Origin of the sequence: Franzmannia pantelleriensis (assembly GCF_900102875.1) — a bacterium.
Lineage (GTDB): Bacteria > Pseudomonadota > Gammaproteobacteria > Pseudomonadales > Halomonadaceae > Franzmannia > Franzmannia pantelleriensis.
This window is the reverse complement of the sequence record NZ_FNGH01000026.1, coordinates 1-20,456: the sequence shown is the minus strand read 5'-3', so window position 1 is coordinate 20,456 and position 20,456 is coordinate 1. Positions and strand designations below refer to the sequence as shown.

The window sequence follows — 20,456 nt, the reverse complement described above, 5'->3', positions numbered from 1 at the left end:
CTGGGTACGCGGCACCCGCGCATGCAGGTAACAGTGGTGCTGGAAGAAGTTCAGATGCCGCCAGGTCTTGTCGGCGAAGTCGTGGGCCGGGCAGGCCTTACCGCACTCCGGGCAAGGGTAGAGGCTGCCCCGCTCGGCCTCGACATAGAGATCCAGGCGGTGGGGCGACACGGAGGTATCCAGGTGCTGGTCCTTGAGAACCCAGGGCGCTTCCAGGCCCAAGCCGAGGGTCAGAATTTGGGTGCCGTCCATGCCATGCCTCCTGCCGTCGTGAAGGCCCTATCGTGGCTCAACGCTGGGGCTGAATTCCACACTCAACGGCGAAGAGCCAGAAGAAGGCGGCGTTGTCGCTGCCCTTGCGCATGGTCAGCGAGATAAAGCCCTCTTCGGCCATCTCGAACTCACGACGGTCGGTGACCAGTACCTCGGTGGGAATCTTGGCCTGCACCTGGCCCAGCGCCTCGTAGGTGTGCACCGGCAGGTTCTCCACCGCACCGCCGCTCTGCGGGCCGATGATGTTGGGGCACCAGCGGTACTTGGCGAAGCTGTCGGTGAGGCGCTCGGCGAGCAGATAGGCGGTGTTGCCCCACAGATAGTGCTCGTGATCCTCGCTGACGGTCTCGCGGTAATTGAAGCTCTTGACCGGGTTCTCGATCGGATCATAGGGCATGCGCAGCAGGAAGCGCGGCGCGGTCAAGCCCAGATAGCGAGCATCTTCGGATTCACGCAGGCTGCGCCAGCGGGCGTACTTGGGCCCCTCGAAGATCGCCTTGAAATCCTTGATATTGGGCAGCTCCTCGAAGCTGTCGATGCCGAAGAAGCTGGGCGCCACCGAGGACAGGAAGGGCGCATGGGCCATGGCCCCCACCGCCGAGGTGTACTGCAGCAGTTTGATATCCGGGGTAGAGGGCGAGAAGTCATAGTGACCGATGATCCCGGCGACCGGCTCACCGCCGAACTGGCCATAGCCCGAGGCGTAGACGTGCTGGTAGAGGCCGCTTTGGCTCAGCTCCGGAGCGAACTCGAAATCCTCGAGCAGTTCCTCCTTGGTGGCATGCAGCAGGTCGAGCTTGATGTTCTCGCGGAAGTCGGTGCGATCCACCAGCAGTTTGAGGCCACGCCAGGCCGATTCGATCTGCTGGAACCCCTGGTCGTGGAGTATCTCGTCGACCTGACCGCCGATCTTGCGGTCGAGCTCGACGATCATGCGATCGACGACCGACTTGTTGACCTGGGGCGCGTCGCTGTCGCTGTTCAGCAGCTCGGCGATAAAGGCTGCCACGCCCTGCTTGGCGACGTCATAGCCTTCGTCGGCGGGTGCCATGCGCGTCTGCGCCATGACCTGGTCAAGAAGGGATTCCTCGGCCACGGCCTCTGCGGCCTGGCCCTGCTGCTGTGCCGTATCACTCATCTCAATGCCTCGAATTCATCGGTAACCGCGGCGCCCACCCGGGCGCCAGCAGGAAAATCAGCTGTCGTCCTTGGTGTCGCCGTCGAGCAGCTCCAGCTCGCTCAGCAGCTGCTGGCGTGCCTCGTCGCTTTCCAGCAGCTTCTGCAGCCGGTCGCGGAAGGCGGGCACATTGCCCAGCGGTCCCTTGAGTGCGACCAGAGCCTCGCGCAGCTCGACCAGCTTGCGCAGCTCGGGCACCTGACGCGCCACGCTGTCCGGCGCAAAGTCGCTGAGCGACTTGAATTCGAGATCCACCGCCAGGTCGGCGGCATCATCACCATCGGTGAGTCGGTTGGGCACGCTGGCCTGCAGGCCAAGCCCGGCTTCACGCATCACCGACTGGAAGTTGTTCTTGTCGACCGAGACCGCCTCACGCTCTTCGATCGGGGTCTCTTCGGCACCGCCCTTGAAGTCACCCACCACCATCAGCTTGAGCGGTAGCTCTGTCTCGGCCTGCTGATCACCGGTGGCCGGCACATATTTGATGTTGATGCGCTCTTTGGGCGCGACCGTCCCTTCCTTCGCCATGCTGAGACCCTCCCTGCGGTGAACCTGGAATCTGTTATCAAGGGCGCGAGGGTAGGCAGACGATGACGGGCAATCCAGTGGGGGTATCGGCATGGCCGGCAACCAGGGGCGTCATTGTAAATCTGGAAGATACCCGCTAAATCGACGACATTTGCCGTTGATAATCGCAAAAAGAAACTTATTCAAGAAACATTATCATTCGACAATTCATTCTGACTACATTAAATGTCAGAGATGTCTTACATAAATCGACGGCAATGTCGCCGCCAAACCTCATCCATGACGTCGCTTTTCAATCATCATCCGCCTGGGCTGGCCCTCCTATTCATAACCAGGAGCGATTGACACATAACCTGCAGCACTAACAAAAACGCCCCGACCCAAGGGCCGAGGCGTTGCTATTCCAATCAGGATCGGCGTTAGCGGACTAGCCAGCCGCCAGCCGGCGACGAATCGCTGCCTCGATACCAGCAGCGTCGAGTCCGCACTCGGCAAGCAGCTCACCGGGCTTGCCGTGCTCGACGAAGGCGTCGGGGAGGCCAAGGTTGAGCACCTCGATCTGCACGCCTTCGGCAGCCAGCAGCTCATTGACTGCACTGCCAGCGCCACCGGCCACCACGTTCTCCTCGAGCGTCACCAGCAGGTCATGGTCGCGTGCCGCGGCCAGCACAGCGTCGCGATCCAGCGGCTTGACAGAGCGCATATTGAGATGGCTGGCATCGAGCGAGTCTGCCACCTCGGCGGCCGGCCCGTTGAGGCTGCCGAAGGCCAGTAACGCCATCTTCTGCCCGTGCCGCCGCGTCTCGGCGTGGCCGATCTCGATGGGCTCGAGGTGCGCGGGAATCTCGACGCCGGGACCGGTGCCTCGCGGGTAGCGCACCGCCGCCGGGCCGGGGTAATGGTAGGCGGTACTGAGCATGGCGCGGCACTCGGCCTCGTCAGCAGGCGCCAGCACCACCATGCCCGGCACGCAGCGCAGGAAGGAGAGATCCATGCTGCCGTGGTGAGTGGGGCCATCTTCACCCACCAGGCCGGCGCGGTCGATGGCAAAGGTCACGTCGAGGTGCTGCACCGACACATCGTGAATCAGCTGATCATAGCCGCGCTGCAGGAAGGTCGAATAGATCGCCACCACCGGCTTGGCGCCTTCGCAGGCCATCCCGGCGGCGAGCGTCACGGCGTGCTGCTCGGCGATCGCCACATCGAAGTAGCGCTCAGGGTATTCCTGCGAGAAGCGAATCAGGTCAGAGCCTTCCCGCATCGCCGGGGTGATGCCGATCAGTTGAGGATCGGCAGCGGCCATGTCGCAGATCCAGTCGCCGAACACGTTGCAATACTTGCGCGGCTTTGGGCGCAATGCATCGTTGCGCGACGTCGCCTTGCTGGTCGACGCCTGGGGCTGGGCCGGCGCCAACGGCGCCGGCTCACGCTTCTCCAGTTTGGTAATCGCGTGGTAGCCGATGGGGTCAGTCTCGGCGGGCTGAAAACCACGCCCCTTGCGGGTCTTGACGTGCAGGAACTGCGGACCGTCGAGGTCGCGCATATTGCCCAAGGCATGGGTCAGGGCATTCAGGTCATGGCCATCGATGGGTCCGATATAGTTGAAGCCCATCTCCTCGAACAGCGTGGCCGGGCTGATCATGCCCTTCATATGCTCTTCGGTACGCCGCGCCAGCTCCAGCGCGCCGGGCAGGTGCGACAGCACCCGTTTGCTGTTCTCGCGCATCGCCGTGTAGGGCTTGCTGGCCAGGATCCGTGCCAGGTAGCTGGCGATACCGCCGACGTTTTCGGAGATCGACATCTCATTGTCGTTGAGTATCACCAGCAGATTGGCATCAACGTGGCCGGCGTGGGCTAGCGCCTCGAAGGCCATGCCGGCGGTCAGGGCGCCATCACCGATCACCGCACACACCCGCCGCCGCTCGCCGCGGGCGCGGGCCGCCAGGGCCATCCCCAACGCCGCGGAGATCGAGGTGCTGGAGTGCCCTACCCCGAAAGTGTCGTACTCCGACTCGGCGCGGCGCGGAAATGCCGCCAGGCCGCCATACTGGCGAATACCAAGCATCGCCTCGCGACGCCCGGTGAGTATCTTGTGGGGATAGGCTTGGTGGCCAACATCCCACACCAGCCGGTCGTGGGGGGTGCTGAGAGCGTGATGCAGCGCCACGGTCAGCTCGACCACGCCTAGTCCAGCGCCGAAGTGGCCGCCGCTGCAGCCCACGCTGTAGAGCAAGTAGGCACGCAACTCATCGGCCACCTGAGCCAACTGAGCCGCACTCATGGCGCGCAGCCCGGCCGGGGTGTCTAGCGTGTCGAGCAGCGGCGTGGCCGGGCGCTCGGCGGGAATTTCGTCGAACAGCTTCATGGAATACCGTCGTCAGTGGTCGCGCTCGATCATGTAACGCGCCAGCTCGGCCAGCGCTATACCACGCTCCCCGAGCGGCACCAGCGCCGCCAGGGCGTCATCGAGCAACCCGTCGGCCTTGGCGCGAGCGCCAGCCAGGCCGAGCAGGCTTGGATAAGTCGGCTTGTCGCGTGCGGCATCGGCGCCGGAGGCTTTGCCCAGCACCTGGGTATCGCCGATGACATCGAGCACATCGTCGTGAATCTGAAAGGCCAGGCCAATGGCCTCGCCGTAGCCGCCCAGCGCCGCCAGCCGCGGGTCATCCTCGGCGACGGCCACCAGTCCGCCCAGGCGCAGCGCGGCGCATATCAGGGCACCGGTCTTGTGGCGATGCATATGCGCCAAGGCCTGTACATCGGGCTGCCCACCCACTGCGGCCAAATCCAGCGCCTGGCCCGCCACCATCCCGTCGCGGCCGGCGGCTCCGGCGAGGGTACGCATCAGGGCCGCTAGTCGCGGCGACTCGCTGCCCGCCAGCACCTCGAAGGCCAGCGTCTGCAGGGCATCGCCGGCGAGGATCGCAGTGGCCTCATCGAAGGCCTTGTGCACCGTGGGCTGGCCGCGGCGCAAGTCATCATCATCCATCGCCGGCAGGTCGTCATGGACCAGCGAGTAAGCGTGGATCAATTCGATGGCCACCGCCGGCGCGTCGAGATCGGCATCCGCCGCACCCAAGGCCCGCCCGGCGGCATACACCAGTACCGGACGCAGCCGCTTGCCGCCCCCCAGCACGGCATAGCGCATGGCGGCATCGAGACGAGGCTCGACGGGGGGTTGCGCCTGCCAAAGTGCCTCGAGGCAGGCATCGACCCGCGCACAGTCTTCGGCGAGACGCAGCGCCAGCGGCGACGCATTGGCCGTCACCGCGCGGCGTCCTCAGCGCCGAACGGCGCCTCGCCGAGCTCGCCGTTCGGCTGCTCGACCAGTTGGCGCACCTTGAGCTCGGCGGCATCTAGGCGCTGCTGGGCATCGCGGGTCAGGCCCACCCCCTGTTCGAAGGCGGCCAGCGAGTCTTCCAACGACAGCTCACCGGACTCGAGACGCGCCACCAGCGCTTCGAGACGCTCGAGAGTGGCGGCGAAATCCTGCGGCGCCGACGGCGTATCAGCCGGAGTATCGACCATAGCGTCTATTTGCTCTTCGCACGTATGAAAATGATGCCACAGTATACACGCTCCACCCCCGGGGTCGTCTGCCCCAGGTTATGTACCTTGCATATGCAGCCCGCTCATAGTGACGGCGCAGGAATTTCATCGCCGCCGTCGGCCGAGGCTCGATGTGGCTGTGCTAGGATAGCGACCCTGTTGCAACAGGCTCACCACGATACCTATACCGATAGCAAGCGGCATGACCGCGCAAGGGTTGATTCGACGATGGCCAAAACGTCCCTGGACAAGAGCAAGATCAAGATCCTGCTACTCGAGGGCGTCCACCAGAGTGCGGTGGACAACTTCCTGAACGCTGGTTACACCAACATCGAGCACCTGACGACGTCGCTGGATGAGGATACGCTGATCGACAAGATTCGCGACGTCCACTTCCTCGGCATTCGCTCGCGCACCCAACTGACCCAGCGGGTGTTCGATGCCGCCGAGAGACTCACTTCGGTGGGCTGCTTCTGTATCGGCACCAATCAGGTCGACCTTGGCGCGGCGCTCACCCGTGGCATACCGGTCTTCAACGCGCCCTACTCCAACACCCGCTCGGTGGCCGAGCTGGTGCTGGCCGAGGCGATCATGCTTCTGCGCGGCATCCCCGAGAAGAGCGCCCGAGCCCACGAGGGCGGCTGGCTCAAGTCAGCCAAGAACTCCCACGAGGCCCGCGGCAAGACGCTGGGCATCGTCGGCTACGGCAGCATTGGCGCCCAGCTTTCGGTGCTCGCCGAGTCGCTAGGCTTCGACGTCATCTACTACGACGTGGTGACCAAGCTGGGCATGGGCAACGCCCGCCAGGTAGCCAGCCTCGAGGAGTTGCTGGCACGCGCCGACGTGGTCAGCCTGCACGTGCCCGAGCTGCCCTCGACCAAGTGGATGATCGGCCGCGAGCAGATCGCGCTGATGAAGCAGGGCGGCATCCTGATCAACGCCTCGCGCGGCAGCGTGGTGGTCATCGAGGAGCTCGCCGAGGCGATCAAGGCTGGAAAACTGCTGGGCGCGGCCATCGACGTCTTCCCCGTCGAGCCCAAGGGCAACAACGAAGAGTTCGAGAGTCCGCTGCGCGGCCTGCCCAACGTGATCCTCACGCCCCACGTCGGCGGTTCGACCCTCGAGGCCCAGGAGAACATCGGCGTCGAGGTCTCCGAGAAGCTGATCACCTACTCCGACAACGGCACCACCGTGACCTCGGTGAACTTCCCCGAGGTGGCGCTGCCGGCGCACCCGGACAAGCATCGCCTGCTGCACATCCATGACAACGTGCCCGGGGTGCTGTCCGAGCTCAACCGCGTGCTGTCGGAGAACGGCATCAATATCTCCGGCCAGTATCTGCAGACCAACGAGAAGGTCGGCTACGTGGTGATCGACGTCGACAAGGCCTACGGCCCCCAGGCGCTACAGGCGCTCAAGCAGGTAGAGCACACCCTGCGCGTGCGGGTGCTCTACTCGGAGACCAACTTCGAGGATTGAGCCGGCACCCACCGCCGTACGATGAGGCCCCGTTCACCGCCGTGAACGGGGCCTTTGCGTCTGTACTTGACCTGGATCAGTCGCCGGTGGGTGCAGCTTGCCCTGCGCTTGAGTAAAATGCCCGCCTCAACCCATGGTCCGCCCTTTGCGAGGGCGACAACCAGGAGCCAAGCATGCAAGAAACTCTCGATTCACCGCGAATCGTGGTCGCGGCGTTGTACAAGTTCGTCACCCTCGAGGACTACGAGGCACTGCGTGAACCGCTTCGCCAGACCATGCTCGACCACGAGGTCAAGGGCACCCTGCTACTGGCCCGCGAGGGCATCAACGGCACCGTTGCCGGCAGCCGTGAGGCCATCGACGCTCTGCTCGCCTGGCTCACCGCCGACCCACGGCTGACCGATATCGATCACAAGGAGTCGTACTGCGACGAGCCGCCCTTCTACCGCACCAAGGTCAAGCTGAAGCGCGAGATCGTCACCATCGGCGTGCCCGACATCGATCCTAATGACAGCGTGGGCACCTATGTCGAGCCCGAGCAGTGGAATCAAGTGATTAGCGACCCCGAGGTGCTGGTGATCGACACCCGCAACGACTATGAGGTCGCCATCGGCAGCTTCGAGGGCGCCATCGATCCCAGGACCACCACTTTCCGCGAGTTTCCCGACTACGTTCGTCAGCACTATGACCCGACCCGTCACAAGAAGGTGGCGATGTTCTGCACCGGCGGCATCCGCTGCGAGAAGGCCTCGAGCTTCATGCTCAAGGAGGGCTTCGAAGAGGTCTACCACCTCAAGGGCGGGGTGCTGAACTACCTCGAGAAGGTGCCTGAAGCAGAGTCGCTGTGGCGCGGCGAGTGCTTCGTGTTCGACAACCGCGTCACCGTTCGCCACGATCTCAGCGAGGGCGACTACGAGCAGTGCCACGCCTGCCGCATGCCGGTGTCCGCAGAGGACATGCGCTCCTCCGCCTATGAGCCTGGGGTCAGCTGCCCGCACTGCATCGATTCGCTACCCGACAAGACCCGCGCCGCCGCCCGCGAGCGTCAGCGTCAGATCGAGCTGGCCAAGGCCCGCGGCGAACCCCATCCAATCGGCCGCGATCCGCGCACCATGAAGGAAGGCGCCACCGAACATTGAGCAACACCGCTCGGCACCGATCCCCATCCACACCGCCGCCATAAGGCGGCGGTTTTTGTTATGCTGATGGCATCATGCGGGAGGATTCACTGCTGCCAAGCGCATTGCTGCGCAGCATATGTGGCCTACACACCCCACCAAGGACGGATGCCATGCCCACCTCAGCGGCCTATCTCATCGTGGTACTGGTCTGGGCCACTACTCCGCTGGCCATCAAGTGGAGCGCCGAGGCCGGCGCACCGGTGGGTAGCGTATGGCTGCGCATGGCGATTGCGGTGGCACTAGGCTTGGTGATTCTCTACGCCAGCGGGCGCCGGCTGAGCTTCACCAAGCGCGCCCTTGCCAGCTATGCCGCGGCGGTACCCGGCGTGTTCGGTGCCATGGCGCTGAGCTATCACGCCTCGCAAACCCTCGCCTCGGGACTGATGTCGGTGATGTTTGGCCTGGCCCCACTACTCTCAGGGCTGATGCTGCAGCTGCTGCCAGGCAGCAGCAAGCTGGCCCGCTGGCACTGGATCGGCTGCGTGCTGGGGGTGGTCGGGTTGGCGGTGATCTTCGCCGACTCGCTTCAGGTCGGCACCCAGCAGCTCGGCGCCCTGGCGCTGATGGTCATCGCCGTAACCCTGTTCAGCGGCAGCGGGATCGCCGTACAGCGCGTGGCGGCGGGCCTTCACCCACTCAATCAGACCGTCGGCGCCCTGCTGCTGAGCATGCCGTGCTTCGCCGCGCTATGGCTGGCCAGCGGCGAGCCGCTGATGGTGCCACTGAGCCAGCGCGGCCTGTGGTCGGTGCTCTACCTCGGTATCTTCGGCTCTTTGCTGGGCTTTCTGTGCTATTACCTGATCCTGTCGCGGCTGAGCGCCGCCACGGTCGCGCTGGTTACGCTGATCACGCCGGTGCTGGCGCTGGGGCTGGGCATGGCCTTCAACGCCGAGCAGCCTTCCGCCTCGATGGTGGTCGGCGCGCTGCTGATCCTGACCGCACTGGGTGCCTATCTGTTCGGCGACCGCCTGGCACGCCTGGCGGCGACACCGCGCTAGCCTCTAGAGGATGACCCGGCATGCATTATTGCCCATAATGCATGATCAAACGCCCGCTTGAGAGGCGTGCATCGAATCCCCTTGAGAATCAGCCCGTGAGAATTTCCCGTAACAGCGGTGGACGCCGCGACAAGCATAACGAGCCGGCCCATACCGAGAAGCAGATCGAGGGCACGCTGATCATGCTGATCTACTCCGGCCGCCACACCAAGGCCGCCACGCTATTCGCCGAGGCCCGGCGCATGCTGCCGGGCGTCGATCCCTTCCAGATGGACCGTGTCGCCAACCGCCTGGCCTCGAAGCTCAAGGAGAACGGCATCGAGCAGTAAACCGCGCTCAGCCTCTCAGGCGATAGCCGTGGGCGTCGTGAGTCGACGAACTGGCAAGCTGGGTTGCGTCGATGCGCGCCGCTTCGAGGGCCTCATAGTTGGGCGTGAAACCCAGGCCCGGGGCGCCCGATAGCTGCATCCGGCCATCCTTGGGATCGGGCGTACCGTGAAAGAAGTGCTTGCCGACCTGCCAGATACCGTAGTGGAACTCCACCGCCCCGCCGTTCATCAGGCCACACAGCAGGTGCATATTGAAGATCGGCCAGCCGCCGCCGTTGGTCATCGGCATATTGAAGGCCTGGGCCATGTGCGCGACCTTGATCGATTCGGTGAAGCCGCCGTTGTAGATGACGTTGGGCTGGATGATATCCACCGCACGCTCGGCGATGAACTCGCGGTAGCGCCAGCGATGGCCCTCCATCTGACCTACCGCCACCGGCATGCTGACCTGGGCACGCAGGTCGACCAGCGCGCGCACGTCGTTCTGCTGGATCGGCTCTTCAAACCATAGCAGCCGGCAGTCGGCTACCGCCTGGGCCAGCTGGCGCGCCTCGAAGGGGTCGAACCAGCAGTTGGCGTCGATGATCAGGTCGGCATCGTCGCCGATCGCCTCGCGCACGCAGCGCACCCTCTCCACATCGTCCTTCCAGGTACGCGACGGGTCGCCGCCAACCACCATCTTGAGCATGCGGTGGCCATCGGCGAGAAAACGCTTGGCGTGCTCGGCCAACTGCTCGGTATCGAAGAAGGGATAACCAAAGGTGGCGTAGGTTGGCGCCCAGTCACGGTAGCCACCGATCAGCTCGTGAACCGAGCGTTGCTCCTGCTTGCCCCAGATATCCCACAGCGCGATATCGATGGCCGACAGCGCGTTGGAGATCACCCCGGTGTAGCCGCGAGTATTGAGCTTGCGCCACACATGAGCGTGGATGCGCTCGCGGTGCAGCGCCGGCAGGCCCACCAGCGCCGGCTTGAGGTGGTGCTCGATGCAAGCCACCACCGCCGCTGGCAGCATGGCCCCGGTCAGACCGAATCCGGCTATTCCAGCATCGGTCTCGACCTCGACGAACACGAACACTCGGCGCTCGACGGAAACACCCACGCCAGGCACATCGACGTTCAGGGCATGGATCGTGGCACGGATATCGGTAATCAGCATGGCATTGGCTTCCAGAGGGGGTTGGGTGGCGCGGCGAGCTCGTGGATCAGCTGCCGGTCGACAGAGAGCTGGTCTCGTAGAGGTTCTCGCGGTTCAGGCTGCCGATGTCGGTGACACCGAGCAGCGCCATGTCGCGACGTATCTCATCGGCCAGCAGCGTAACCGCATGGCGCACGCCAGCCTCGCCGGCACAGGCTGCCGCATAGTTGAAGGGCCGCCCCAGGAACACGAAACTCGCCCCCAGCGCCAGCGCCTTGATGACGTCGCTGCCGCGGCGGAAGCCGCTGTCGATCATGATCGGAATATCCGGCACGTCGGCCACCACCCGCGGCAGTACCTCCAGCGGCGAGATGGCACTGTCCAGCTGACGTCCACCGTGGTTGGAGAGAATGATGCCGTCGACCCCGGCCTGCCGCGCGCGTACCGCATCCTCGGGATGCAGCACGCCCTTGACCACCAGTCGCCCCGGCCACAACCGACGCACCAGGTCGAGGTACTTCCAGTCGAAGTGGCTACGTCCGGAAAAATCCCGCGCCAGATGCCGCGAGATAATCGGTGCACCGCGCTGAGCATAATTGTTCTCGAAGTGCGGCATGCCATGCCGCAGCAGCGTGCGACAGAAGGTGTCCAGCAGCCAGCGCGGCCGCATCAGGCCGTCCAGCGCCAGACGCAGACTGGGCTTGAGCGGTGATGAGAACCCACTGCGGATGTTGTGCTCCGGATTGGGGGGCACCGGGTAGTCCAGGGTCACCACCAGGTTGTTGAAGCCGGCGCGTTTGATGCGCTTGATCAGCGCTTCGATGGCATCCGGCGTGCCCGGCAGATAGGCCTGGAACCAATCGGTAGCCCCCTGGGCGGCGACCTCTTCCATGGGAATCAGCGAGGTGCCGCTGAGAATCATCGGGATGCCCGCCTGCTTGGCCGCCTGAGCCATCACCAGGTCGCCTCGATAGGCAGAGATGGCGCTGATACCCATCGGCGCGATACCGAACGGTGCCTCATGGCGTTCGCCGAACAGCGTGGTCTCGAGCGAAATAGACGAGACATTGACGAAGGTGCGCGGCACGAAGCGGTAGTCGTCGAATGCGCTGCGATTGGCCTGGTAGGTCTTGCGGTCCTCGGCAGCGTTATACACATAGCCGAAGATCGGCCGCGGGAGCTTCTTCCTGGCCGCCACCTCGAAGTCATTGAGGTTGAGAATGCCGGCCAGTTTGCGATTGCGATGCGTCATCGAAGGGTTCCTGGGCTTACATGGAGAAGCCGTGCTCAGCAAGTGCGGTAGCGAGCTGGCGGCGCTGCGACTCGTCCAGTGCCACCAGCGGCGGGCGCACTCGGCACCAGTCGGGGGCACCGCGGAAATCGGCTATCGCCGACTTGAGCGCGGGAATCATCGGAAAGCCCTCGAAGATATCGCGAGTGGCATTCAACGCCAGCTGCGCCTGGTCGGCATCGCTTGCCCGCCACTGCTTGGCCAACGCCACGATAGCCCGACCATTGACGTTGGCGGTAGCGCTGATGCAGCCCGCGCCGCCCTCGCGCATGGTCTGAAGCAGGAATCGTTCGTTGCCGGCATAGACCTGAAACCCGTCACCAGCGAACTGTTGGATCATCGCCCGGGTATTGTCCCAGTCACCCGAACTGTCCTTGATACCGACGAAGGTCTGCGGATAGGCCTTGCGAAGCCGCTCGATCAAGCCAAGGCTGATGGGCACCTGGGCCACCGGCGGAATGTGGTAGAGGTATATCTTCAGTGCGGCATCGCCCACTCGCTCAACCACTTCGGAGAAGTAGCGATAGAGCCCCTCGTCAGGCACGTTCTTGTAGTAGAACGGCGGCAGCATCAGCACCCCGTGGCAGCCCGCCGCAAGGGCGTGCCGGCTTAGCGTCACGGCATCCTCAATGGCACAGCTGCCGGTGCCCGGCATCAGCCGGTCGCCCGGCACACCGCCCTCCACCAGCGCATCGAGCAGCTGCTGCTTGTGGGCGACACTCAGCGAATTGGCCTCGGAGTTAGTGCCGAAGACGGCCAGACCTACATCGCTGTCGACCAGCCATTGGCAGTGCTCGATATAGCGCGGCAGGTCGGGGGAGAGGTCGGCCTGGAACGGGGTCACTACCGGTGACCATACCTTGCCGCTGGCGCTGCTGGCATTCATTAATTTCTCCTCATGTCATGTCGTTATGGCAGGCAACCGCCGGACTCACTGCTGCGCGCTATCCTGCCGCTCTAACCAGCGCGCCAAGCCCTTGCTGGTATGCTCGAGCCCTGCCTGATAGGCGCGGGCCTTGTCATTGGCAACAATGGCCGCCACAATTTCCGTATGTTCCTTATGGGACTCGCTCATCACCACCGCTCCCTGCAGCAAATATTTTCGAGCCAATAACGAATCTTTCACAAGATCACGATATATCGCGCTAGCGCGTTGGTGGTTAGCTGTTTCCAAGATAAATTCGTGGAAAGCCAGATTGAGGTGAAAGTAGGCATCTGCATCGTCACGCGCCGCCGCCTCTCCCATTTCGGTAAGTTTCTTTTTGAGTTCACCCTTTTCTTTATTGCCCGCCTTCTCCGCTGCCTTACCGCAAAGAAATGCCGTAATTAGCGCCCTGACTTCACTATTCTCCACATACTCTTCACGGGTGACCTTTTTCACGAATACGCCGCGGTTGGGCAAGCTATTCACCAACCCCGCCCGCTCCAGGCCCCTCCTCGCTTCGCGGACGATACCGCGACTAACATTAAACTTTTCAGCAAGGCGCATTTCATTCAACCGCTCGCCGGGCTTCAAGTAACCAGAAAGAATCAATTTTTCCAGTTCTTCTGCGACGATCGTCGTCAATGACGACGCCTTGCGTTCGGTAATGATATTGGCCGATTCCAGCACAGGATCCATGGCGCGCCTCACTTATATAGGAGATATCAGTGTCATCATATCAACACCAACTTCTCGAACGCCACCCACAGCAAACGGATGGACAATAATGTCAGTAATATCTTCATGACAAAATCGAAGTTATGATTACTGACCTTCCGCAATACTTTAAGGCCAGCCCAGGTGCCCACGAAACCTACGCCGATCATGGCCGCCATCAACAGTAGCCAGTCAAAGAACACGAAACCGGCAAAGCCGAAGATGAACGCCTTGGAGAGATGCTGAAGCGACATCACCGCCGAGAAGGTCGCCACCCGCACCAGACGCTCGGGGCTGATATGCTTGAGATAGGCGGCGACGATCGAGCCGGCGGCGCCGACGAAGCTGGACAGAAAGGTGGTCAAGGCCCCCATCACCAGGCTGCCGGCCATGCCCACGGCGCGGGAGGGCAGCGACGGCCCCCAGCACATGAAGATCATGAAGCTGGCGATGATCAGTTCGAGCATACCAGGCGGCAGGCGTATCAGCAGCCAGGAGGCCATCGCGGCGCCGATCAGAATACCGGGAACGATGGCGGCCAGCCGTCGATAGTCGACGTCGCGCCAGGTCAGCGCAAAGCGGCTTCCGTTGGCGCCCAACTGGACCATCCCATGGACCGGGATCACCGCCGCCGGCGGCATGACCTGGGCCATCGACATGATCAGCAGGGCGCTGCCGCCGATGCCGAAGGCGCTGGTCATCCAGGCGGTGACCAGGCTCAACAATATCAGCAGTGCGTTGACGACCCCCGATAAGGGAGAGAGTCCCTCCAGCAGCGCGAGCAGATCAGCCATCCGCGGGCATCTTCCAGGTCGACGTGGCCATGCCCACCAGCTTGCCGGCCTCGTCGAAGGCGCGGGACTCCAGGAAGGAGACGTTGCGCCCGCGTTTGATGAAACGGCCCTCGAGCCGCACTGCGCCGACGCTAGCCGGGCGCATGTACTGGATCTTCATTTCGATGGTACTACCACCAGCCCCGCTGACGTGGTGGATCAAATGGCCCATGGAGACATCCATCGCCAGCGCCATCACGCCACCGTGCAGGCTCCCCTGCGGATTATAGAGGTGCGGTTCGACCGGCAGCGCCACATGACACACCTCGTCGGTGTAGGTGATCGAAAGCTGCAGGAACTTGGCCAGAAAGAATTTCTCGAAGGCCGGCTCCTGGGTGGCAAGTGCTTCCTCGAAGACGTCTCTTACCTTTGCTTCATCGATCATGCCTGGGCTCCTTGGATATTGGCTTTCTTGCGATAGGCGTTAAGCAGGATGCCGGAGAGAATCACCGCGGCAAAGAACACCATGATGTAGACCGATGACGGCCGCAGGAAGAAGATATCGAACGAGCCACGACTGATGATCAGGGTCTGGCGCAGCGACTCCTCAGCCATCGGCCCCAGCACCAGCGCCAGCACCACCGCGGCCGGTGAAAAGCCGAAACGCTTCATCAGAAAACCGATTACGCCGGCCCCCAGCATGATGAACACCTCGATCATACTGGCGTTGACGCTGAAGGTCCCCATCACACAGACCACCAGCACCAGTGGAGCCAGGATGCGATAGGGCGCCTTAATGATGTAGACGAACAGCGGAATGGCAAAGATGCTGATCACCAGCAGCGCCATATTGCCCAGATACATGCTGCTGATCAGCCCCCAGGCGAACTCGGGATTATCCGCCATCAGCAGCGGTCCGGGCCGCAGCCCCCACATGATGAAGGCCGCCAGCAACACAGCGGTGGAGGCGGAGCCCGGTATCCCCAGGGTCAACAGCGGCACCATGGCACCGGACGATGCCGCATTGTTGGCCGACTCGGGCGCCGTCAAACCACGCATCTCTCCCTGGCCAAACTTCCTGGGCGTGTTGGAGAGCGACTTCTCGAGCGAGTAAGCCATTAGTGAAGCAATGGTCGCACCGGCACCGGGGATCAGCCCGATGCAGAAGCCGAGGACGGCGTTGCGCGGCATGGTGAACTTGCTCTCGCGCAAGTCTTTCTTGGTCGGCCAGAAGCGCTCTTCGTTCTGATACTGGACGATTCCCCCGGTGCCGCTCTTGTGGGCACCGCTGTAAAAGGCGTGGAACAGCTCACCGATACCGAACAGGCCGATGGCCACCGGAATGAAATGGATGCCGCCAATCAGCTCGGTAGAGCCGAAGGTGAAACGCTGATGTCCGGTCTCCAGGTCAACGCCTACCGTGCCCAGCGCAAACCCTATCAGGGCCGACACCAGGCCCAGGATCCAGTTGCCCGACATCAAGGCGACCAGCGTCAGGATACCCATCAGGCACAGCAGAAAGAACTCGGGCGGGCCGAAGCTGCGCGTGACCATGGCAAACATGGGGGCCAGCAGGGTAATCAGAATCACGCCGATGGTGCCACCGGTAAAGGAGGCACACGCCTGCATGACCAGCGCCGGGCCGGCACGACCCTGCTTGGCCAGCGGAAAGCCGTCGAAGGTCGAGGCTACTGTAGTGGAGTCACCGGGAGTGTTGAGCAAGATGGCCGTAATGGTGCCGCCGTACATGGCGCCATAGTAGATTGCCGCCAGCATCATGACAGCGCTGATCGGGTCCATGCTGAACGTCACCGGCAGCAAAATGGCGATGCCCGCCGAAGGCCCGAATCCGGGAATGGCGCCGATCATCATGCCGATCGCCGCACCGAGTAGCAGGTAGAGAAGATTCATGGGGGTGATGGCGATCGACAAGCCCATCAACAGATTATCAAAGATTTCCATTGCGATACCCTTGTCTATTGTTGTGGGCTACCACCACAGGCCGTGCGGCAGTGATGCGTTCAGCAGGCTACCGAACAGGAAGTGAATGACAACCGGCACCGCTACCACGACAACGGCATTGGTCACGTATTTCCCACGATTGAAATAGAACAGCGTGGCACCAATGTAGGCGGGTATTGCGACGACATAGCCAAACACCATCAGCAGCACACCAAACGTCAGAGAGAAGCCGATAAGAACCGCGGCATCTTTATATTGGCTATCTTGGGTTCCAGAAAACAGCGTATTTTTCTTTATGTCGCCCAAGATCACCAGCAGCATGGCTATCACCATGGCCAACCCCAGTATCCGGGGAAAGAAACCAGGCCCCATCCGCCCGCGATTGGTAAAGAACGTCAGATCGACAAATGCTATATAGGTGTAGCATATCGCTACGACCAGAATAAAAAGGTAGAAGAAGAGTCTCATGGTAAGTCTCACTGAGGCTGCTGCGAGATATAAATGCTGCACAACTATCTGCGCAGCGCGGCCATATTCAGCGTCTAATGCCCCCGACCATGCTTACGCATGGTCGGGGAAACCTTTGTTACACTAATGCGTTAGATCGCGCCAGTTTCAGTGAGAATGGTCTCGAAATTATTGATGGTGCTTTCCAGGAAGTCGGTAAAATCATCCCCGAACTGAACGTTTTCCGTCAGGAAGTTGGCCTCGACGTACTCCGCCCACTCGGGGGTTTCTACTACCTGGGCAATGGTATCGATCCACCACTCGCGGGCTTCCTCCGGCACCCCCGGCGGCATGATCAAACCGCGCGGCATCGCCACGGCGGCATCGCCATACCCAAGCTCGGCAAAGGACGGCACGCCCTCGAGTGCATCGGGCACGGTCTCGCCGCTGAACGCCAGCGCACGGAAATCGCCGGATTCGATCAGCCCGATCACCGAGCCTGGCGTCGCCACCATGGCATCGATCGACCTCGACAGCAGTGCCGTGGTGAGCTCGCCCTGCTGATTGAAGGGCACATAGTCATAGTCGTAGCCCGCTTCCTGGGAGAGCAGCTGGGCGACGATGAAGTCGTTGTTGACCGAGCCGATACCACCCACCGCCGGCGGGTTTTCGCGCGCCCACTCGAGATAGTCATCGAAGTCCTGGATATCACTCTCACTGTTGACGACCAGCACCTGATCGTCGGCCGCCATCAGCGCGATATGCGTGAATGACATGGTGTCCCAAGGGGTATCGGCCTGCAGCGGGGTAGCAATGAAACTGCCGCTGGTCGTGGAGAGGTGGTAGGGGTTGCCTTCCTGATTGAAGACGTACCCCCAGCCCACGGCGCCACTGCCGCCCGGACGGTTAGTAGCAACGATATTCTCGGGATACAGCTCGTACTTCTCGAGGATGTCGATCAGCGTGCGCGACAGCACGTCATTGCCGCCACCCGGGCCAAAGGCAATGGTGATATTCAGCTGCTCTTCCGGCTCCCAGCCATCAGCCATAGCATGGCTGGTGGTAAGGGACAGGCCAGCAGCAGCAACCGCAATGGCGGTGGCGAGCGTGGTACCAGTCTTCTTGAGCTTGGCGTTGTGCATGACGTACTCCTGGTTATTCTTGGGTCTTGGGGTGTAATCAGTCGGTACTTCTTTGGTGGTGCTTACTTGCCTTGGAAGTGAGGTTTACGCTTCTCCTTGAAGGCAGCTTGGCCCTCCCGATAGTCGTCACTCTCGAAACATGCCGTCACCATGCGGCTGACCTCTGCTACCGACGGCGCATCGTCCTCCTGCAGCACGCAGCGGATGCCGGTCTTCACCGCCCGCATGGTCAGCGGCGCGTAGCCCGCCATGCTGGTGATACGCTCATCGACGATCTTGTCGAAGTGCTCTTCGCTGAAGACTTCATTGACCAGACCGATTCTGCCGGCCTCAATGCCGCTGAAGGTGCGTGCGGTCAAGAACAGCTCTGCCGTACGCGTGGCACCGACGATATCCACGAAGCGTTTGATACCCTCGTAGGCGTAGCCCACGCCAAGCTTGCCTGCTGGCATGCAGAACTTGGCTGTCTCGGTGCTGTAGCGAAGGTCGCAGGAGAGCGAAAGCCCCATACCGCCGCCCATGCAGATCCCCTTGATTGCGGCGATGGTGGGTTTGCCGCTGCTGCGCAGGGCCGACTGGGCTGCGTTGACGCTATCGGCATAATGCTGCGCCTGGGCCTTGTCGCTGCGCTTCTCCTTGAACTCGCTGATGTCGGCACCCGACATGAAGGCTTTTTTGCCTGCCCCCTGAAGCACGATAACGCGCACGTCAGGGTTATCCTGGGCATCGCTCACCGCCTTGGCGACGCTTTTCCACATGTCCAGCGACATGGCGTTATAGCGCTTTTCATTGCAGATGATGATGCGCAGCACGCCGCCATCCAGAGACGTATCGATGTAGCCGGGTGGTTTTTCTTGGGCACTCATGGTTGTGCTTCCTCGTGGTATATCAGGCTGATCGGATTAGACGGCGCCAATTTCATGAAGGTGGCTGATCTGTTCCTGCGAATAATCCAGCTCACCCAGAATTTCATCGGTATGTTCGCCCCATTTCGGTGCCACTTTCGCCACCGTGGCGGCCGTGCGCGAGAGTGTGACCGGCTGGGTAATGAAGCGCTTTTGGCCGATATCGGCATCGTCGACTGCCTGATAGACGCCGAGATGCTGGATCTGGGGGTCCTCGAACATTTCCGGCACCGTGTAAACCGGCCCAGACGGCACGCCGAAGGCATTCAGGCGATCGACCCAGTAGCTGACGCTTTGAGTGGAAAAAATTTCCTGTATCAGGGCGTTGAGTTCCTGACGATGCTCGCGGCGATCCTTGACCGTCTTGAAGCGCGAGTCCTCGCCCCACTCGGGCTTGTCCAGCGCCTTGCAGAACTGCACCCACTGACCATCACCGGAAACGCCGATATTGAAGTCGCCGTCGTTGCCGTGAAACAGCCCCATCGGGCAGCTGGTGGGGTGATCATTACCCGCCTGAACCGGTACGTCACCGTCATTGAGGTAGCGTGCGGCCTGGAAGTCGAGCATGGCGATCTGGGCATGCAGCAGAGAAGTGTGCACCCACTGGCCTTCACCGGACTGCTCGCGCTCGAGCAGCGCGGTCATGATCCCCAGCGCGGTGTACAGGCCGGCACTGGAGTCGGCCACGGCGATCCCCGCCCGCACCGGCCCCTGGCCCGGCAGGCCGGTCACCGACATCATGCCGCCCATGCCCTGGACAATCTGATCGAAGCCCGGGCGCTTGACGTAGGGTCCCGACTGGCCGAAGCCGGAAATGCTGGCCAGGATGATCCGCGGATTTATCTTCTTGAGCGACTCGTAGTCGACCCCCAGGCGCTCCTTGACATCGGGGCGCCAGTTCTCGACCACCACATCGGCCTCTTCGACCAGTTTGTAGAGGACCTCCTTGGCTTCCGGCTTCTTGAGGTTGAGCGTCAGCGATCGCTTGTTGCGGTTAAGGTTCTGGAAGTCGCCGCCGAGGCGCACATCGGCAAACATATTGGCATTGGGGTCAACGCCCATCGGCGGTTCGATGCGAATGACGTCGGCGCCAAAGTCGGCAAGCATGCGCACGCAGGTCGGGCCTGCCCTGACGCGGGACAGATCCAGCACTCGGAACCGCTTCAACGCGCTTGACGCTTGAATCTTCGCCATCTCACACCTCTTGTAAATTGTTAACAGTTGTCAGAAAACTAGCAGCCCAGACGAAAAGCGGTCAACGAGGAATCCGCTTTTAGCGCCTATACATTGGTCGTAGAAGGGGTGCGAAAAGCCGGTGTGACCGGCTTCCAGGTAGTTGATATTGGAGGGAAAAGCAGCCGTGCGCGGGGTGTCAGCGGACCTCGAGAATCTTCAGGGTATTGGTACCGCCGTGGGCGTTCATGTGGTCGCCGCGGGTCAGGATCATCAGTTGCCCGGCCTCGGCGATGCCGTGGTCCTTGAGGATCGCCATGGCCTGGCGGTTGAGCTCGACGGGGTCCATGTCGGCGGTGTCGAAGGGCAGCGAGACTACCCCGCGATACAGCGCCATGCGCCGCTGGGCGGTCGGGCTGTGGGCCAGGCCGACGATCGGCAGCCCCGAGCGAATCCGCGAGGCGATCAGCGG

General features: G+C 62.2%; 21 protein-coding genes and 1 pseudogene. 4 read left to right on the top strand and 18 right to left on the bottom strand.

From position 1 onward, the window contains the following. The 6 genes and pseudogenes from BLT16_RS20115 to BLT16_RS20090 form a co-directional block, all read right to left on the bottom strand. Positions 1-252, bottom strand: a 252-nt coding sequence (locus BLT16_RS20115) for a transposase family protein (RefSeq protein ID WP_176817292.1), incomplete at its 3' end; no start/stop codon positions are given. Between the two features lie 79 nt (positions 253-331). Then, positions 332-1,411, bottom strand: a pseudogene (tssC, locus tag BLT16_RS20110) (type VI secretion system contractile sheath large subunit); the annotation flags it as partial. Between the two features lie 57 nt (positions 1,412-1,468). Continuing rightward, positions 1,469-1,978, bottom strand: a complete 510-nt coding sequence (gene tssB, locus BLT16_RS20105) for a type VI secretion system contractile sheath small subunit (RefSeq protein ID WP_089660726.1) — start codon at positions 1,976-1,978, stop codon at positions 1,469-1,471. 427 nt (positions 1,979-2,405) lie between these two features. Next, positions 2,406-4,343, bottom strand: a complete 1,938-nt coding sequence (gene dxs / locus BLT16_RS20100; RefSeq protein WP_089660725.1) for a 1-deoxy-D-xylulose-5-phosphate synthase — start codon at positions 4,341-4,343, stop codon at positions 2,406-2,408. 12 nt (positions 4,344-4,355) lie between these two features. After that, entirely contained in the window at positions 4,356-5,246 is an 891-nt protein-coding gene (locus BLT16_RS20095) for a polyprenyl synthetase family protein (RefSeq protein ID WP_089660724.1), read from the bottom strand. Continuing rightward, the gene (locus BLT16_RS20090) at positions 5,243-5,506 is read right to left on the bottom strand and encodes an exodeoxyribonuclease VII small subunit (RefSeq protein WP_089660723.1); all 264 of its coding nucleotides are present in this window, start codon (positions 5,504-5,506) and stop codon (positions 5,243-5,245) included. Before BLT16_RS20090 ends, BLT16_RS20095 begins: the two co-directional genes overlap by 4 nt. Positions 5,507-5,755: 249 nt before the next feature. Between BLT16_RS20090 and serA the strand changes: the two genes are divergently transcribed. From serA to BLT16_RS20070, 4 genes are all read left to right on the top strand, one after another. After that, positions 5,756-7,006, top strand: a complete 1,251-nt coding sequence (gene serA / locus BLT16_RS20085) for a phosphoglycerate dehydrogenase (protein ID WP_089660722.1) — start codon at positions 5,756-5,758, stop codon at positions 7,004-7,006. Positions 7,007-7,179: 173 nt separating this feature from the next. Beyond that, complete coding sequence (gene trhO, locus BLT16_RS20080) at positions 7,180-8,145, top strand: oxygen-dependent tRNA uridine(34) hydroxylase TrhO (RefSeq protein WP_089660721.1); 966 nt, start codon at positions 7,180-7,182, stop codon at positions 8,143-8,145. A gap of 152 nt (positions 8,146-8,297) precedes the next feature. Next, complete coding sequence (locus BLT16_RS20075) at positions 8,298-9,185, top strand: DMT family transporter (RefSeq protein ID WP_089660720.1); 888 nt, start codon at positions 8,298-8,300, stop codon at positions 9,183-9,185. A gap of 95 nt (positions 9,186-9,280) precedes the next feature. Continuing rightward, positions 9,281-9,514, top strand: a complete 234-nt coding sequence (locus tag BLT16_RS20070) for a hypothetical protein (protein ID WP_089660719.1) — start codon at positions 9,281-9,283, stop codon at positions 9,512-9,514. Positions 9,515-9,521: 7 nt separating this feature from the next. Here BLT16_RS20070 and BLT16_RS20065 read toward each other — a convergent pair whose 3' ends face one another. The 12 genes from BLT16_RS20065 to BLT16_RS20010 all read right to left on the bottom strand — a co-directional run. Next, the gene (locus tag BLT16_RS20065) at positions 9,522-10,673 is read right to left on the bottom strand and encodes a mandelate racemase/muconate lactonizing enzyme family protein (protein ID WP_089660718.1); all 1,152 of its coding nucleotides are present in this window, start codon (positions 10,671-10,673) and stop codon (positions 9,522-9,524) included. Positions 10,674-10,719: 46 nt separating this feature from the next. Continuing rightward, entirely contained in the window at positions 10,720-11,904 is a 1,185-nt protein-coding gene (locus tag BLT16_RS20060) for an alpha-hydroxy acid oxidase (protein WP_089660717.1), read from the bottom strand. A gap of 16 nt (positions 11,905-11,920) precedes the next feature. Further along, positions 11,921-12,829: a dihydrodipicolinate synthase family protein gene (locus BLT16_RS20055; protein ID WP_089660716.1), complete on the bottom strand. Its 909-nt coding sequence runs from the start codon at positions 12,827-12,829 to the stop codon at positions 11,921-11,923. A gap of 45 nt (positions 12,830-12,874) precedes the next feature. Then, on the bottom strand, positions 12,875-13,564 hold the full coding sequence (locus BLT16_RS20050; RefSeq protein WP_089660715.1) for a GntR family transcriptional regulator: 690 nt from the start codon (positions 13,562-13,564) through the stop codon (positions 12,875-12,877). A 35-nt stretch (positions 13,565-13,599) separates the two neighbouring features. Next, entirely contained in the window at positions 13,600-14,376 is a 777-nt protein-coding gene (locus tag BLT16_RS20045; RefSeq protein WP_089660714.1) for a sulfite exporter TauE/SafE family protein, read from the bottom strand. Beyond that, a complete protein-coding gene (locus BLT16_RS20040; RefSeq protein ID WP_089660713.1) occupies positions 14,369-14,800 on the bottom strand; it encodes a PaaI family thioesterase in 432 nt (143 codons plus the stop codon). The genes BLT16_RS20045 and BLT16_RS20040 overlap by 8 nt, the downstream gene beginning before the upstream one ends. After that, entirely contained in the window at positions 14,797-16,317 is a 1,521-nt protein-coding gene (locus BLT16_RS20035) for a tripartite tricarboxylate transporter permease (protein WP_089660712.1), read from the bottom strand. The genes BLT16_RS20040 and BLT16_RS20035 overlap by 4 nt, the downstream gene beginning before the upstream one ends. A gap of 27 nt (positions 16,318-16,344) precedes the next feature. Continuing rightward, positions 16,345-16,785, bottom strand: a complete 441-nt coding sequence (locus BLT16_RS20030; protein WP_089660711.1) for a tripartite tricarboxylate transporter TctB family protein — start codon at positions 16,783-16,785, stop codon at positions 16,345-16,347. 131 nt (positions 16,786-16,916) lie between these two features. Beyond that, positions 16,917-17,906, bottom strand: a complete 990-nt coding sequence (locus BLT16_RS20025; RefSeq protein WP_089660710.1) for a Bug family tripartite tricarboxylate transporter substrate binding protein — start codon at positions 17,904-17,906, stop codon at positions 16,917-16,919. 62 nt (positions 17,907-17,968) lie between these two features. Next, on the bottom strand, positions 17,969-18,772 hold the full coding sequence (locus tag BLT16_RS20020) for an enoyl-CoA hydratase (RefSeq protein WP_089660709.1): 804 nt from the start codon (positions 18,770-18,772) through the stop codon (positions 17,969-17,971). A 36-nt stretch (positions 18,773-18,808) separates the two neighbouring features. Continuing rightward, positions 18,809-20,005: a CaiB/BaiF CoA transferase family protein gene (locus BLT16_RS20015; RefSeq protein ID WP_089660708.1), complete on the bottom strand. Its 1,197-nt coding sequence runs from the start codon at positions 20,003-20,005 to the stop codon at positions 18,809-18,811. A 178-nt stretch (positions 20,006-20,183) separates the two neighbouring features. Further along, positions 20,184-20,456 (bottom strand): pyruvate kinase alpha/beta domain-containing protein (locus tag BLT16_RS20010; RefSeq protein ID WP_281243326.1); only part of this gene is annotated, 273 nt, incomplete at its 5' end.

Bases quoted from the DNA above. Each gene is read 5' to 3' on its own strand.
- tssB (WP_089660726.1), bottom strand. From the start codon at position 1,978: ATGGCGAAGGAAGGGACGGTCGCGCCCAAAGAGCGCATCAACATCAAA.
- dxs (WP_089660725.1), bottom strand. From the start codon at position 4,343: ATGAAGCTGTTCGACGAAATTCCCGCCGAGCGCCCGGCCACGCCGCTG.
- BLT16_RS20090 (WP_089660723.1), bottom strand. From the start codon at position 5,506: ATGGTCGATACTCCGGCTGATACGCCGTCGGCGCCGCAGGATTTCGCC.
- serA (WP_089660722.1), top strand. From the start codon at position 5,756: ATGGCCAAAACGTCCCTGGACAAGAGCAAGATCAAGATCCTGCTACTC.
- trhO (WP_089660721.1), top strand. From the start codon at position 7,180: ATGCAAGAAACTCTCGATTCACCGCGAATCGTGGTCGCGGCGTTGTAC.
- BLT16_RS20075 (WP_089660720.1), top strand. From the start codon at position 8,298: ATGCCCACCTCAGCGGCCTATCTCATCGTGGTACTGGTCTGGGCCACT.
- BLT16_RS20065 (WP_089660718.1), bottom strand. From the start codon at position 10,673: ATGCTGATTACCGATATCCGTGCCACGATCCATGCCCTGAACGTCGAT.
- BLT16_RS20060 (WP_089660717.1), bottom strand. From the start codon at position 11,904: ATGACGCATCGCAATCGCAAACTGGCCGGCATTCTCAACCTCAATGAC.
- BLT16_RS20055 (WP_089660716.1), bottom strand. From the start codon at position 12,829: ATGAATGCCAGCAGCGCCAGCGGCAAGGTATGGTCACCGGTAGTGACC.
- BLT16_RS20050 (WP_089660715.1), bottom strand. From the start codon at position 13,564: ATGGATCCTGTGCTGGAATCGGCCAATATCATTACCGAACGCAAGGCG.
- BLT16_RS20045 (WP_089660714.1), bottom strand. From the start codon at position 14,376: ATGGCTGATCTGCTCGCGCTGCTGGAGGGACTCTCTCCCTTATCGGGG.
- BLT16_RS20040 (WP_089660713.1), bottom strand. From the start codon at position 14,800: ATGATCGATGAAGCAAAGGTAAGAGACGTCTTCGAGGAAGCACTTGCC.
- BLT16_RS20035 (WP_089660712.1), bottom strand. From the start codon at position 16,317: ATGGAAATCTTTGATAATCTGTTGATGGGCTTGTCGATCGCCATCACC.
- BLT16_RS20030 (WP_089660711.1), bottom strand. From the start codon at position 16,785: ATGAGACTCTTCTTCTACCTTTTTATTCTGGTCGTAGCGATATGCTAC.
- BLT16_RS20025 (WP_089660710.1), bottom strand. From the start codon at position 17,906: ATGCACAACGCCAAGCTCAAGAAGACTGGTACCACGCTCGCCACCGCC.
- BLT16_RS20020 (WP_089660709.1), bottom strand. From the start codon at position 18,772: ATGAGTGCCCAAGAAAAACCACCCGGCTACATCGATACGTCTCTGGAT.
- BLT16_RS20015 (WP_089660708.1), bottom strand. From the start codon at position 20,005: ATGGCGAAGATTCAAGCGTCAAGCGCGTTGAAGCGGTTCCGAGTGCTG.